Below are 11,882 nucleotides of genomic sequence, written 5' to 3'. Positions count from 1 at the left end.
ATCCCGAGCGTCGTCCCACTGCCGAGCAGGCAGCCGGACGGGGCCGGCGCACTGACGTACCCGCCCTCTCGGTGGGCTGCCTGGACGACGTCCGTCCCGGCTCCCTGCTGGTGGCGCTGCCGGGGCTGACCGACCCCACCTTCGCCGGCGCGGTGGTCTACGTCCTCGACCACTCCGACACCGGCACGATCGGCGTCGTGCTCGGCCGGCCCAGCGAGGTGCGCATCGGCGACGTCCTCCCGGGCTGGGCCGAGCTGGCCGTCGCGCCGGAGGTGTTCCACGTGGGCGGGCCGGTCGAGGCCGACACCGCGCTGTGCCTGGCCACCCGCCGGGGCAGCTCCGCGCTGCCGGCCGACAGCGGTCTGCGCCAGGTGGCCGGCGCCGTGCACCTGGTCGACCTGGACAGCGACCCCGACGTCCTCGACGGCGAGATCGGTGGTCTGCGCGTGTTCGCCGGGTACGCCGGCTGGTCCAACGGGCAGCTGGCCGCCGAGCTCGCCGAGGGCGCCTGGGCGTGCGTCACCGGGCTGCCGGGCGACGTCCTCACCGGTGCGGCCGGCCCGGAGCTGTGGCGGTCGGTCCTGCGCCGTCAGTCCGGTCGGCTCGGCGTGCTGTCGACGGCGACGGCGGACCCCTCCGCCAACTGACCCGGCGTGTCGGGTCGACACCGGGGCGTGTCGACTCCCGCACCGGGGCGCGGGCGTGTATGAATGTGCCTGCAAGAGGGGGCGGCCTGGGGAAGAGGCCGCCCCCTCTTGTGCTCTCAGAGGCCCAGCTTCTCCGCGATCTCCGGGTGCGCGGTCAGGTCCACCGTGTCGTCGTCGGCGGGCAGCGGGATCTCCCGCGCGCCGTGGTCGGACAGGTCGATCGTCACGTCGAAGTCCTGCAGCTTCGTCATGTACTGCACCAGCAGCTTGCTCTCCGCGCCCACCGCGATCGTGGCGCCGGTGCCGCCCTGGAACACCGAGACCAGCTCGCCGTCGACCTGCTGGGTGCCCCGCCACGTGTACTGACCGAACGACCTCGGGTCGTCGGCGCTGCGGGCCGACAGCCGGGTGACCATCTGCACCAGGACGTCGAGCAGCGAGGCGGTGCCGCTCGCGCCGGTCGCGGTCACCGGCCGGCGCACGTAGGTGGCGGCAGGGAGCCCCGCGCCGCTGAGCGCGTCGGCCAGCCCCGGGACGTCGCCCTGGTAGAGCTGGTCCTGGCTGAAGAAGAGCGTGCGGGTCTCCTGGGGCCGGCCGTCGCCGTAGGTGGTGACGGCCTGCGCGCGGCCGATGCTCCGGGCGAAGTCGATCTCACCGGTGAGGGTCAGCACGGTGCCCTCGGCGTAGGGGGCGTGGACCTCGAAGTCGGCCCCGCCGGCCTCCAGGTCGGACACGAGGACCTTGCTGAGGACCTCGGCCTCCTGGCTGCTGACCGGGGCGCCGGGCGCCCGCTGGGCGGCCTCGTCGTCGCTGCAGCCGACCAGCAGCGCGGCGGCCACACCGAGGACCGCGACCCGCGACAGCAGGGGCACGAGCGGACGGGGACGGAGCGGGTGCATGCGCCCAGGTTAGGAGGCCTGGCTGAGTGCCCCGCCCGAGCGTCGCGGGGCGGGACGCCGAACGGCCCGCGCCCCCCAGATGGGGTGCGCGGGCCGTCGGACGTCGTCCCCGCGTGGGGACGGGTGCCTCAGCGCTCGATGTCGCCGCGGATGAAGGCCTCGACCAGGTCGCGGGCCTCGCTGTCGTCGTGCTGCACCGGCGGGCTCTTCATGAAGTACGAGGACGCCGACAGGATCGGGCCACCGATGCCGCGGTCCTTGGCGATCTTCGCGGCGCGGACGGCGTCGATGATGATGCCGGCCGAGTTCGGGGAGTCCCAGACCTCGAGCTTGTACTCCAGGCTCAGCGGGACGTCGCCGAACGCGCGGCCCTCGAGGCGGACGTAGGCCCACTTGCGGTCCGAGAGCCACGGCACGTGGTCCGAGGGGCCGATGTGGACGTTGTCCTTGCCCATGTCCCGGTCGACCTGGCTGGTGACCGACTGGGTCTTGGAGATCTTCTTGGACTCCAGGCGCTCGCGCTCGAGCATGTTCTTGAAGTCCATGTTGCCGCCGACGTTGAGCTGCATGGTGCGGTCCAGCTGCACGCCGCGGTCCTCGAAGAGCTTGGCGAGCACGCGGTGGGTGATGGTGGCGCCGACCTGGCTCTTGATGTCGTCGCCGACGATCGGGACACCGGCGTCGGTGAACTTCTGCGCCCAAGCGGGGGTGCCGGCGATGAAGACGGGGAGGGCGTTGACGAAGGCGACCTGCGCGTCGATGGCGGCCTGCGCGTAGAACTCCGCGGCCTGCTGCGAACCGACGGGCAGGTAGCAGACGAGGACGTCGGCGCCGGACTCGCGGAGCGCGGCGACCATGTCGACCGGCGCCTCGTCGGACTCCTCGACGATCTCGCGGTAGTACTTGCCCAGCCCGTCGAGGGTGGTGCCGCGCTGGACGGTCACGCCGAGCGGCGGGACGTCGGCGATCTTGATGGTGTTGTTCTGGCTGGCGCCGATCGCCTCGGAGAGGTCGCGGCCGACCTTCTTGCCGTCGACGTCGAACGCGGCCACGAACTCGATGTCGGAGACGTGGTAGTCGCCGAACCGGACGTGCATGAGGCCGGGGACCGTGGCGGTCTCGTCGGCGTCCTTGTAGTACTCGACGCCCTGGACGAGCGAGGCGGCGCAGTTCCCGACGCCGACGATGGCGACCTTGACCGATGCCATGGACTGTCTCCCTCCGACGGGCCCCTCGCGGGGCCCGGACGATGTGTGGTGCAGATCGGGTGGTGCAGATCGGGTGGTGCTGATCAGGTGGTGCGGGACGGTGCTGGTGGTGCTGTCCGGGGGGCCGGCGGCTCGGCCGCCGGGGGTGCGGCGCCGGGGTCGGTGCGCTCGCTGTCGATGAGCTCGGTGAGCCAGCGGACCTCGCGGTCGACGGAGTCCAGGCCGTGCCGCTGCAACTCGAGGGTGTAGCGGTCGAGCCGCTCCTGCGTGCGGCGCAGGGACTCCAGGAGCCGGTCGCGCTGGCGCTCGAGCGTGCGGCGGCGGCCCTCGAGGATGCGCAGCCGCACGTCGGAGGCGGTGTGGGCGAAGTTGGCGAGGTGGACGCCGAAGCGTCCCTCGTCGTCGTAGGCCTCGGGGCCGGCCTCGCTGACCAGGTCGGCGAACCGCTCCCGGCCCGCGGGGGTGATCGTGTAGACGACCTTGCCGCGCCGGCCGGTGAGCGCCGGGGCGTCGGCGGGCAGCAGCGCGCGGGGCGTGGGCTCGTCGCTGGCGATGAGCCCGGCGGCGTGCATGCGCTTGAGCGCCGGGTAGAGCGAGCCGTAGCTGATGCTGCGGCGCCCACCGAGGACCGCGGCGAGCTCCTTGCGCAGCTCGTAGCCGTGCACGGGCGACTGGTGCAGCAACCCCAGGATGGCGAACTCGAGCACCGTGTCACCTCACTCTCGGCTGGTCGATGTATCGGCACGATACATCTGCCCGTACTGCCGGGCGCAAGTCGGCGGGTGGCCGGACGGCCCGCGGTGTGCCCGTGTCGACATCGCGGGAGGGCCACCGGAGGGGCTCCGGTGGGTAGATTGGCGGCCGTGCCCGGTCGACGGTCGGTGGACTCCGCGCTGCGACGTCGCGCGCTGATCGCCTCGCAGCACCCCGGACGGACGGTCCGGGGAGCAGGGCCGGTCCCGGGCACGAGCCGACGCCGGGTCGCGACGGAGTAGTCGCCGCACGGCTGGGTCGGGTGTGTCGCACGAGGCGGCCGTGCTCCGATCCCGCTCCGTCCCTCCCCCACGCACAGCCCGAGACGTCATCCTGGGTGCGCCGGGTGGAGCGACACCTCGCCACCCGACAACCCACGAGCTGCAGGAAAGGGGCCACCGCGTGCCTCCCTTCGACGAGACCGCCCGCGTCGGCCCGAGTGCCGGATCGGTCCGCCGCCCCTCGGCGGCCCGGTCGGCGACCGGCGGTGCCGACGCGCCGCGCCGTCCCGCGTCCCCGAGCCGCGCCCGTGCGGCGTCCTCGCGGGGCGACGCGCGGCCGCCGGCGGCACGGTCCGGCGGCGGCGGCGGGCGACCGCCGGTCAAGCCGCCGACCGGGGGACGTCGTCCCGGCGGCAGCAGCAGCGGTGGACCCGGTCGTCCGCCCGCCGGTGGCAAGAGGAAGCGGACGGGCAAGCAGCGGCGGCGTCGCTGGCTGAAGGTCCTCGCCGGGGCGTTCCTGGGCATGCTGGTGCTGCTCGGGGTCTTCGTCGGGGTCGTCTACGCCTCGACCGACGTCCCCTCCCCGGACTCGATCACCAACAAGCAGGCCTCGGTCGTCTACTACTCCGACGGCGTCACGGAGATGGCCCGGCTCACCTCCCCCGGCGGCAACCGCACCAACGTGAAGCTGTCGGAGATCTCCGAGCCGGCCCGCAACGCCGTCCTGGCCGCGGAGAACCGCAGCTTCTACGACGACCCGGGCATCTCCTTCACCGGGATCGCGCGGGCGGCCTGGAACAACGTCACCGGTGGCTCGACCCAGGGCGGGTCGACGATCACCCAGCAGTACGTGAAGAACGCGATCCTGAACTCCGACCAGACCTACAGCCGCAAGTTCAAGGAGCTCTTCCTCGCGGTCAAGCTGGACAACGAGTACACCAAGGACGAGATCCTCGAGAACTACCTCAACACCATCTACTTCGGTCGCGGCGCCTACGGCATCGAGACCGCGGCGACCACCTACTTCGGCGTCCCGGCCTCCCAGCTGACCGCCGAGCAGGGTGCCGTCCTGGCGGTGCTGATCCGCAACCCCAGCGCCAACGACCCCGAGACCAACCCCGAGGGCGCGCAGAAGCGCTGGGGCCTGGTGCTCGACGCCATGGTCGAGGCCGGCTGGGTCGACCCGGCCGCACGCACGCCGATGGTCTACCCGGCCGTGCTGCCGAAGACCACGGCCCAGGTCGGCATCCCGACCGGGCCCGAGGGCCTCGTCGTGCGCCAGGTGCTCGACGAGGTGCAGGCCGACGGCTACGCCGACGTCGAGAGCGCCGGGCTGCGCATCACCAGCACGGTCGACAAGGACAAGCAGGCCGCCGCGGTGGCCAGCGTCCAGGACGTCATGGCCGGGGAGGACCCCGCCCTCCGGCAGGCGCTGGTGGCGATCGACCCCAAGACCGGCGGCGTGCTCGCCTACTACGGCAACGCGCAGACCAGTGACGACCCGGCCACGGACACCACCGACTACGCCGAGGCGCTCAAGCCGCCGGGCTCGTCGTTCAAGCCGTACACGCTGGCCACGGCACTGGCGCAGGGCATCAGCGTGGACGCGCGACGTGACGGCTCCTCACCGCAGGAGTTCAAGGACCGTCCCGGCAAGCCGGTGCGCAACTCGGGCAACGTGCAGTGCCCGGCGTGCACGCTGAAGGAGGCGATCACCAAGTCGCTGAACACCACCTTCTACGGGCTGGCCGTCGAGGTCGGTGCCGACAACGTCGCGAAGACCGCCCGCGAGGCGATGGGCATGGACGACACCTTCGGCGCGGAGGACTCGTCCGTGCCGCCGGGCCTCCGTGGGAAGGCGACCCTGACGGCCACCGAGGGCGAGGTCACCGGTGGCGCGATCGGGATCGGCGAGTACCCGGTGCGCCCGATCGACCAGGCCGTGGGCTTCGCGACCCTGGCCGCGGGCGGGATGTACCACCCCCGCCACTTCGTCGCCCAGGTCACCGACAGCGAGGGCACCGTCCTGGAGGTCAAGGACGGCAGCAACGGTGCCTCCCCGGTCATCGACCCCAGCGTCGCCAGCGACGTCACCTTCGCCCTCGAGGACGTCGCCAAGTCGTCCAAGCGGCCGTTGGAGGGCGACCGGCCGGTGGCCGCCAAGACCGGCACCCAGGGCCTCAACGACCAGGACAACTCGGACGCGTGGATGGTGGGCTACACCCCGTCGATCTCCACCGCCGTGTGGATGGGCACCCAGGGCAGCGCCGCGATCACCAACGTCCAGGGGAAGATCATCTACGGGTCCGGGCTGCCGGGTGCCATCTGGCAGGAGTTCATGAACACCGTGCTGGCCGGCACGCCCGAGGAGCCGCTGCCGACGAAGGCGGTCATCAAGGGCGACAAGGGCACCAAGGCCGTCGCCGATCCGACGACCGAGGCCCCGGTCACGGCGCTCCCCCCGGCCGCGGTCGTCCCGGTGCCGGAGACCGCGCAGGCACCCGTGCCCTCCGCCACCGCCGCCGCGCCGCAGAGCACCGGCGCAGCGGAGTCCCGGGCACGCGACCGGGCCCGGGCCGAGGCCGACCGGGCACGCCAGATCGCCGAGGAGGCCCGCAAGGCCGACGAGGCCCGGCGGCAGGCGGCGGAGGCCAGCCGGGCGGCGGCCACGCAGACGCCCACGCAGACGCAGCCGTCCCCACCGGCCCAGCCGTCGGCGCCCGTGCAGCCGATCCCCAGTGGTCCCACCAACTGACGCAGGCACACTGACCGCGTGACCGCACCGTCGACGGGCCCGTCCTCCGCACCCCCGGAGGGCGGGCCCGTCGCGTCGGGCGCCTCCGCGACCACCCGGCCGCAGCCGGACGTCGCGCTCCCGGGCGCTCCCGACCGCGTCGTCCCGAGCTGGGTGGACCCGGTCGTGGCGCAGGCCAGCGAGGCCGTCGGGGGCCCGTGGGGCCGGCACGCCGTCACCGGGCGGGCGCTGTTCTGGACGCCGCTGCGGGTCTGCCTGCTCTTCACCGTCGTCGTCCTCGCCCTGGCCTGGGCCAAGCAGGCGCCCTGCGCGAGCGGGGACTGGTCGGGGTCGAAGCAGTACACCCACCTCTGCTACAACGACGCCGTCCCGTTGTTCGGCATCCACGGGCAGGACCGCGGTGAGGTGCCCTACCTGGACTCACCGGTCGAGTACCCGGTGCTCACCGGTGGGCTGATGCAGCTGGCCGCGGTGGTCGGCCGGGCCTACGACGGACTGGCCGCGGGCCCGGGCCTGCTGCCGGACACCGTGCCGGTCGAGACCTACTACGTGGTCACCTGCCTGCTGCTGGCGGCGCTGGCCCTGCTGGTCACCCGCGGGGTGCTGGGCCTGACCGGACGCCGTCCCTGGGACGCGGCGATGGTGGGGCTCTCGCCGCTGCTGCTGGTGCACGCCTTCACCAACTGGGACCTGCTGGCCGTCGCGCTCACCACCTTCGGCATGCTCGCCTGGGCCCGCCGGCGTCCGGTGCTGGCCGGGGTGCTGATCGGCCTGGGGATCGCGGCGAAGCTCTACCCGGTGCTGCTGCTCGGGGCGCTGCTGGTGCTGTGCGTCCGGGCGGGCCGGCTGCGCGCCTGGACGTCGGCCGCGGTGGCCGCCGCCCTGGCCTGGCTGGCGGTGAACCTGCCGATCGCGCTGGCGGCACCGGACAACTGGGCCCGGTTCTTCAGCCTCAGCGACACCCGCCCGGCCAACCCGGAGAGCATCTGGGCGATGCTGCTGGACCTCACCGACGGGCAGGCGCTGGACGGGCCGCTGGCGGCGGGACAGACCCCCTCGGTGCTCAACGCGACCGTCGCGCTGCTGATGCTGGCCACCTCGATCGGGGTCGGGGTGCTCGCCCTGGCCGCGCCGCTGCGCCCCCGGGTGCCCCAGCTGGCGTTCCTGCTGGTCGCGGCGTTCCTGCTGTTCAACAAGGTGTGGAGCCCGCAGTACTCGCTGTGGCTGCTGCCGCTGGCGGTGCTGGCCCGGCCGCGGTGGCGCGAGCTGCTGGTCTGGCAGGTCACCGAGGCCCTGGTCTGGCTCACCACGATGCTGTACTACCTCGGCACCGACAAGCGCGGCATCGGCGTCGAGTGGTTCTACCTGTCGGTCGGCCTGCGCGACGTCGTCGTGGTCGTGCTCGCCGGGCTGGTGGTCCGCGACGTCCTGCGGCCCGACGCCGACCTGGTGCGCCGCAGCTGGCCCGGCACCGACGACCCCACCGGCGGCGTCCTGGACGGCGCCCCCGATGTGGTCACGGTGCGCACACTGCGGCGTCGGCGCCGTCCACTGGCCGCGGAGACCGCAGAGGCATAGCGGGAGGACCCTCCTGCCCCCCACCACTCGCGAGCTCGCGGCGGGCCCCTGCAGGAGGGCCGACGTTCAGCGGGACAGGGCCTCGCGGAGGAGGGCGATCTCCTCGGCGTGCTCGGCGGCGTCGCCGGGGGTCTCCAGGACCAGCGGCGCACCGGCGGCCCGGGCCACCCCGACCAGCAGCTCGAGCGGGATCTCCCCCGAGCCCAGCGGCGCGTGCCGGTCGCGGCCGGAGGCGGCGGGGTCGCGGCTGTTGTTCAGGTGCACCAGGTCGATCCGCCCGGTGATCGCCCGGACGTCGTCCACGACGCGGGTGAGGTCCCAGCCGGCGGCCCAGGCGTGGCAGGTGTCCAGCACGAACCCGGCGCCGAACTCCCCGACCGCGTCCCAGAGCCGGGCGACGGCGTCCAGCTCGCGGGCCATCGCGTTGTCACCGCCCGCGGTGTTCTCGATCAGCACCGGGACGCCGAACCCGCCGTCGTCGGCCTGCCGGGAGAACGTCTTGCGCCAGTTGTCGACGCCGGCTGCTGGGTCGTCCTTGGCCAGCACGTGCCCGCCGTGCACGACCATGCCGGCCGCCCCGATCGCCGCCGACGCCGCCGCGTGCTGGGCGAGCAGCTTGCGGCTGGGGATCCGGATCCGGTTGTTCGTCGACGCCACGTTCGCGATGTAGGGCGCGTGCACGAAGACGGCGACGTCGGAGGCGAGCAGCGCGTCGGCGTCCGGGCGCGGCAGCGGCTTCTTCCAGCCCTGCGGGTCGGCGAGGAACACCTGGACGGCGTCGGCGTCCATCTCCGCGGCCCGGGCCAGCGGGCCGCCGTCGTCGAGCTCGTTGTCGTCGGTCAGGCCCGGTCCGACGTGCACACCGATCAGCTGCTCAGCCATCCGACGACCGTAGTGCGCGGGCGGGCGCCCCGGACGGCGGTGTCACCGCGGGCGCCGCTGGGTAGTCGCGCGGTGCTGCTGTGTCGACAGGACCGGAGGTGGACGTGCGCACCCACGCTCGCGCCCGGCGCCGGCTCGTCGGGGCCGCCGTCCTGGGCTGGCTGACCGTCGCCGCCGTCCTCGCCCCCGCCGCCGGTGCGGCCGCCGCGGTCACCGTGCCGATCCGCGACCTGTCCACGCCGGTGGCCACCGTCGACGCCGGTGGCTCGGTGACGTTCGTCAACCAGGTCCCGGGCACCACCGTGCAGGTCGGCGACGGCGGCCTGCTGCCCTCGCTCGTCGAGGTCACCGCGCAGACCGTCCTCACCCTGCAGCTGCCCTCGGGCACCGTGTCGCTGGGCCCCGGCGAGGGAGTCACCGAGCAGTTCACCGCCGACTGCGGCGTCTGCACGATCACCTACGCCTACCGGCTGGACACCGTGGGCCCTGCGGCCCTGGACGCCGGGCTGCCGGCCCTGCCGGTGCGCGCGCCACTGGTGGTGCGGACCACCACCCCGCCCCTCCCGGCTGCGCCCCCTCCGGCACAGCCCGCTCCCGTCCCGCCCGCCCCCGCGCCATCGGTGGCCGCGCCCCCGGTGACCCTCCCGACGGCCGCGCCGGCGGACACGGCACCGCCAGCCGACGTCCGCGTGCCGGTGGGCGACCCCTCACCTGTCCAGGCGGACGGACCGGTGCCGGCGCCCACGGGGCCAGCGGCCCCCGCCCCGGCGGTCGCAGACCCGGGCGCCCCGGCGCCCGAGGAGGGACCCACCCCCGTGACCGGTGCGAGCCCCGCGGCGACGCCGTCCGCCGTCCGGCCGGTCCTCCCGCCGGCCGTCCTCGACCCGGCCAGCGACGACCTGGCCGGGTCCAGCGGTCAGCACGCCGGGGGTCCTCCGGTCGGCCCCGGGGAGACGACCGCGGACGACGCGACGCCGCCGGGGGCCGTCGACGCGGCGACGGTGCCGCCGCCGGAGCTCAGCCTCCCGGCGGTGCTCGCCCTGGTCGCGCTGACGACCGTCGGCTGGGCGCTGGTGCGCACCCTGCGCGGACGCTGGGCTGACCGGTGAGGCGCTGCGTCCACAGCGCGGCGGGGCGCGGACCGGCGCGCTGGTAGCCTGTGCAGTGCTCGTCCCGTCTGCTGCCCGCTCCCGTGGGTCAGGACGGGGTGGGCGACGCGTGTACGACCCTCCTGCTGCAGATCCCCTGCGGCCGCTGAGACCAGAGGAGGTGGGGTTCTCCGTGCGTCACTACGAACTGATGATCATCCTCGACCCCGAGCTCGAGGAGCGCACCATCGCTCCCAGCCTGGACCGTTTCCTGACCGTCGTCACCAACTCCGGTGGCACCGTCAAGACCGAGATCTGGGGCCGCCGTCGGCTGGCCTACGAGATCAAGAAGAACGCCGAGGGCATCTACGCCATCGTCGACATCCAGGCCGAGCCTGCCGCTGTCGCCGAGCTGGACCGTCAGCTGAACCTCAACGAGTCCATCCTGCGCACCAAGCTGATGCGGCCCGAGGTCCACTGACCATGGCCGGCGAGACCGTCATCACCGTCATCGGGAACCTGACGGCCGACCCGGAGCTGCGGTTCACCCCGTCCGGCGCCGCCGTCGCCAACTTCACCGTCGCCTCGACCCCCGCACCTTCGACCGTCAGTCGCAGGAGTGGAAGGACGGCGAGGCGCTGTTCCTGAGGTGCAACGTCTGGCGCCAGGCGGCCGAGAACGTCGCCGAGTCCCTCACCCGCGGCTCGCGGGTCATCGTGTCGGGGCGCCTCAAGCAGCGCTCCTTCGACACGAAGGAGGGCGAGAAGCGCACCGTCATCGAGCTCGAGGTCGACGAGATCGGCCCCTCGCTCCGCTACGCCACGGCCAAGGTCACCCGCGCTGCCCGCAGCGAGGGTGGCGGCGGCGGTGGTGGTTTCGGCGGCGGCAACGGTGGCGGTGGCGGCGGCGGTGGCGGCTTCTCCGGCGGCGGTGCGAGCGACCCCTGGTCGACTCCGCCGGCCTCGTCCGACGAACCGCCCTTCTGATGAAGGACCCCGTCGCCCCCCGGTCCACGCTCCGCGCGGACCGGGACCCTGCGACGGGGCCTGACCCACAACATCTCTGAACGACTCTCCCTGGAGAACCCCAAGTGCCGAAGCCTCCCCCCGCAAGATCAAGAAGAAGGTCTGCCAGTTCTGCAAGGACAAGGCGACCTACATCGACTACAAGGACACGACCCTGCTGCGGAAGTTCATCTCCGACCGCGGCAAGATCCGTGCCCGCCGCGTCAGCGGCAACTGCAGCCAGCACCAGCGTGACGTCGCCGTGGCCGTGAAGAACAGCCGCGAGATGGCACTGCTGCCCTACACCTCCACGGCGCGCTGACCATGAGCACCATGAAGCTGATCCTGACCGCCGAGGTGACCGGTCTCGGTTCCTCCGGCGACACCGTCGAGGTCAAGGGCGGCTACGGCCGCAACTACCTCCTGCCGCGTGGGCTGGCCATGATCGCCACCCGCGGGGCCGAGAAGCAGATCGCTGGTCTGCGTCGTGCGCGTGACGCGCGTGACGTGCGCACGCTCGAGGAGGCCCAGGCCGTCGCCGCCCGCCTCTCCGGGCTGACCGTGACCCTGCCCGCCCGCTCCGGTGACGGTGGCCGTCTCTTCGGCCGCATCACCACCGCCGACGTGGCCGCTGCGGTCACCGCCGCTGGTGGCCCCGAGCTGGACCGCCGTCGCATCGAGCTGCCCAGCAGCATCAAGAGCGTCGGCACCCACACCGTCACGGTGCGGGTCCACCCGGAGGTCAGCGTCCCGGTCACCCTGGACGTCGTCGCGGGCTGAGTTCTCCACAGCACCACCGCCCGAGGGGCGTCGGACCCCGGTCCGGCGCCCCTCGTGGCGTTCCCGG

11 protein-coding genes and 1 pseudogene are annotated in these 11,882 nt (G+C 73.5%); 8 read left to right on the top strand and 4 right to left on the bottom strand.

All coding sequences use genetic code 11. From position 1 onward, the window contains the following. The first annotated feature begins 71 nt into the window (after window positions 1–71). A complete protein-coding gene (locus tag KUM42_RS10400) occupies window positions 72–647 on the top strand; it encodes a YqgE/AlgH family protein (protein ID WP_237492004.1) in 576 nt (191 codons plus the stop codon). Between the two features lie 116 nt (window positions 648–763). Here KUM42_RS10400 and KUM42_RS10395 read toward each other — a convergent pair whose 3' ends face one another. From KUM42_RS10395 to KUM42_RS10385, 3 genes are all read right to left on the bottom strand, one after another. After that, window positions 764–1,546: a hypothetical protein gene (locus KUM42_RS10395; RefSeq protein ID WP_237492002.1), complete on the bottom strand. Its 783-nt coding sequence runs from the start codon at window positions 1,544–1,546 to the stop codon at window positions 764–766. Window positions 1,547–1,674: 128 nt separating this feature from the next. Next, window positions 1,675–2,754: an inositol-3-phosphate synthase gene (locus tag KUM42_RS10390; RefSeq protein WP_237492000.1), complete on the bottom strand. Its 1,080-nt coding sequence runs from the start codon at window positions 2,752–2,754 to the stop codon at window positions 1,675–1,677. Between the two features lie 83 nt (window positions 2,755–2,837). Further along, window positions 2,838–3,461 (bottom strand): PadR family transcriptional regulator, encoded by a 624-nt coding sequence (locus KUM42_RS10385; protein WP_237491998.1) that lies wholly within the window; start codon window positions 3,459–3,461, stop codon window positions 2,838–2,840. Between the two features lie 448 nt (window positions 3,462–3,909). Between KUM42_RS10385 and KUM42_RS10380 the strand changes: the two genes are divergently transcribed. Both KUM42_RS10380 and KUM42_RS10375 read left to right on the top strand, forming a co-directional pair. Further along, on the top strand, window positions 3,910–6,483 hold the full coding sequence (locus KUM42_RS10380) for a transglycosylase domain-containing protein (RefSeq protein WP_237491996.1): 2,574 nt from the start codon (window positions 3,910–3,912) through the stop codon (window positions 6,481–6,483). Window positions 6,484–6,501: 18 nt separating this feature from the next. Further along, window positions 6,502–8,061 carry a glycosyltransferase family 87 protein gene (locus tag KUM42_RS10375; RefSeq protein ID WP_237491994.1) on the top strand — a complete coding sequence of 520 codons (1,560 nt, stop codon included), beginning with the start codon at window positions 6,502–6,504 and terminating at the stop codon, window positions 8,059–8,061. A 66-nt stretch (window positions 8,062–8,127) separates the two neighbouring features. On the opposite strand, the gene KUM42_RS10370 is transcribed toward KUM42_RS10375, so the two are convergent. Beyond that, on the bottom strand, window positions 8,128–8,943 hold the full coding sequence (locus KUM42_RS10370; protein WP_237491992.1) for a deoxyribonuclease IV: 816 nt from the start codon (window positions 8,941–8,943) through the stop codon (window positions 8,128–8,130). Window positions 8,944–9,047: 104 nt separating this feature from the next. Between KUM42_RS10370 and KUM42_RS10365 the strand changes: the two genes are divergently transcribed. The 5 genes and pseudogenes from KUM42_RS10365 (at window position 9,048) to rplI (ending at window position 11,815) form a co-directional block, all read left to right on the top strand. Continuing rightward, the gene (locus KUM42_RS10365) at window positions 9,048–10,052 is read left to right on the top strand and encodes a hypothetical protein (protein ID WP_237491990.1); all 1,005 of its coding nucleotides are present in this window, start codon (window positions 9,048–9,050) and stop codon (window positions 10,050–10,052) included. Window positions 10,053–10,224: 172 nt separating this feature from the next. Next, on the top strand, window positions 10,225–10,512 hold the full coding sequence (gene rpsF, locus KUM42_RS10360) for a 30S ribosomal protein S6 (RefSeq protein WP_237491988.1): 288 nt from the start codon (window positions 10,225–10,227) through the stop codon (window positions 10,510–10,512). Between the two features lie 2 nt (window positions 10,513–10,514). Next, window positions 10,515–11,017: pseudogene (locus KUM42_RS10355) on the top strand (single-stranded DNA-binding protein). Between the two features lie 76 nt (window positions 11,018–11,093). After that, window positions 11,094–11,357: a 30S ribosomal protein S18 gene (gene rpsR, locus KUM42_RS10350; protein ID WP_237496668.1), complete on the top strand. Its 264-nt coding sequence runs from the start codon at window positions 11,094–11,096 to the stop codon at window positions 11,355–11,357. An 11-nt stretch (window positions 11,358–11,368) separates the two neighbouring features. Continuing rightward, entirely contained in the window at window positions 11,369–11,815 is a 447-nt protein-coding gene (rplI, locus tag KUM42_RS10345; protein ID WP_237491986.1) for a 50S ribosomal protein L9, read from the top strand. Window positions 11,816–11,882: the final 67 nt, after the last annotated feature.

This window comes from Modestobacter sp. L9-4 (assembly GCF_019112525.1).
Taxonomy (GTDB): Bacteria; Actinomycetota; Actinomycetes; order Mycobacteriales; family Geodermatophilaceae; genus Modestobacter.
Note: the sequence above shows the minus strand (reverse complement) of the source record. Positions and strands in the feature narration are given on the sequence as shown.